General features: G+C 68.3%; 3 protein-coding genes. 2 read left to right on the top strand and 1 reads right to left on the bottom strand.

The window, feature by feature from the left end:
- Together VFF46_RS15575 and VFF46_RS15570 are read left to right on the top strand one after the other, a co-directional pair.
- Positions 1-859, top strand: an 859-nt coding sequence (locus VFF46_RS15575; RefSeq protein ID WP_325037826.1) for an RNA polymerase subunit sigma-70, incomplete at its 5' end; no start/stop codon positions are given.
- Between the two features lie 16 nt (positions 860-875).
- Positions 876-1184: a hypothetical protein gene (locus VFF46_RS15570; protein WP_325037825.1), complete on the top strand. Its 309-nt coding sequence runs from the start codon at positions 876-878 to the stop codon at positions 1182-1184.
- Here the strand turns inward: VFF46_RS15570 and VFF46_RS15565 are convergent.
- Positions 1149-1778, bottom strand: a complete 630-nt coding sequence (locus tag VFF46_RS15565) for an FMN-dependent NADH-azoreductase (RefSeq protein WP_325037824.1) — start codon at positions 1776-1778, stop codon at positions 1149-1151. The genes VFF46_RS15570 and VFF46_RS15565 overlap by 36 nt on opposite strands.
- Between the last annotated feature and the right edge of the window lie 278 nt (positions 1779-2056).

Genomic DNA, 2056 nt, shown 5'->3' with positions numbered 1-2056 from the left:
GGAGACGATGCTGCGCGCGTTCCGTGGGTACGACGCGTGGGAGCAGCGCTCCGGTATCCGGACCTGGCTGTACCGGATCGCCACCAACGTGTGCCTGGATGCGCAGCGGGCGGCGCGCCGTCGACCGCTTCCGGCGGCGGTCGGTATGCCGACGAACGACATCGACCCGACCCGGCTGGCCGCCGCGGACCCGGAATTCCTGTGGATGAGCCCGGTCGCGGACGCGGTACTTCGTGGCGACCGGGACCCGGCCGATCACGCCGAGGCGCAGGTCGGCGTACGGCTCGCGCTGATCGCCGCGCTGCAGTACCTGACGCCGACGCAGCGCGCGATCTTCATCCTGCGCGACGTCCTGATGTGGCACGCCGACGAGACCGCCGAGGCGCTCCGGTTGACGGTGCCATCGATCAACAACCACCTGCTGCGGGCGCGCCGGCGGATCCGGGACGCGGATGTGCGCCGGGACGACCTGCGCGAGACTCCTGATCAGCGTCGTGCGGTCGAGGGCTATCTCGGGGCCTTCGTCGACGCGGCGCCGGATCGGCTCGCCGCGCTGCTGACGGAGGACGTCGTGTTCGAGATGCCGCCCCATACTTCGTGGTTCGCCGGCCGGGAGACGGTCGCCGCGTTCCTTCGCGACCGCGTCGCCGGGGGAGCGTGGCGCGGTGTGCTGACGAGGGCGAACGGGCAGCCCGCCGCCGCGCTCTATTTGCGGGAGAGTTCCGGGGAGTTCCGGCCCGAAGGCATCCATGTCCTCGATGTGACGGCCGCCGGGATCGCCCATGTCGTGGCGTTCCGCGACCCGGGGCTGTTCGGCAATTTCGGGCTACCCGGCAGCCTGACCGAACTCGGGAGCTGAAGGAGACGGCACGGTGATGACGCAGATCGTCCGCTACCGGACCGCCGACTGGGCCGCGGACGCGAACCAGTCGGCGATCGAGAGCGTGTTCGCGGAGCTCGCCGTCGAGGCACCTGAGGACCTCAGCTACAGCGTCTATCGGCACGGCAACGAGTTCGTGCACATTGTTGCCTCGGGCGCTGATGTGCTGGGACGGCTGCCCGCGTTCCAGGAGTTCCTGACCGGCCTGCGGACCCGTCTCGCAGTCGAACCGACGTCCTCGCCAGTCACCTTGATCGGCACATACCGCTCAGAAGGTCTTGGCGGTGGAGCGGGCGGTGGATAGAGCTTCTTCGCGGGCTTGCGGGGCGTCGCCGGTGAGGGTGGGGTGGTAGCGGATTTCGGTGATGTCGTGGATGCCGGTCCAGCGGAGCCAGTCGTCGAAGAAGGTGGACTGGAAGTTGGTGCCGAAGGCGGGGCCCAGTTGTGGGCCCCAGACGCCGCTGGTGTAGATGACGGCTGCTTTGCGGCCGGTGCCGGCTAGTAGGGGCTGGTAGCCGGTGTGCGGGTCCAGGCCCCAGATCGTGCCGGGCTGGGAGATCACGTCGATGAACTGCTTGAGGATGTAGGGGACGCCCGCGTTCCACATCGGCACGCTGAACAGGAGGCGGTCCGCGGCGAGGAAGCGTTGGACGGTTGCCTGTACGGCGTCCCAGGCGGCGGCTTCTTCGCCCTCGAGGGCTTCGCCGGCGATGAACGTCATCTTGGCGCCGGCCGCCGCCGGGCCGAACTCCGGGAGCGTGCCATCCCACAGGTTCCAGGTGACGACCTCGTCGCCGGGGTGTGTCTCGCGATAGGTGTCGACGAACGTGTCCGCGATTCGCAAGGACTCCGACTTGTCCCCACGGGGCGACGACGCGATGTGCAGCAGGGTGCTCATGGTGATGCCTTCCAGGTTTATCGGACTGTAGTCCGGTTACGTTCGAGAACGATACGGACTCCGGTCCGTTTGGTCAACGGAGCTCGGCAAATGGGGTTGACCACGTGCGCATGATGGGGGACATGACTACGACTTCCGGACTGTTGCTGATGGGACCTGCGGCCGTTGCGGCTCGGGTTCAGCAGCAGGCCGGTCGTTGCTGGAGGTCGATGCCCGGTCAGTCGTGATCGGGCTGGTCGTCGCGGGGCTGCTGGCTGGGTACGGCGTTGCCGTGCCGG

Source organism: Kribbella sp. (assembly GCF_035655035.1).
Classification (GTDB): Bacteria; Actinomycetota; Actinomycetes; order Propionibacteriales; family Kribbellaceae; genus Kribbella.
This window is presented reverse-complemented; position numbering and strand designations above follow the sequence as displayed.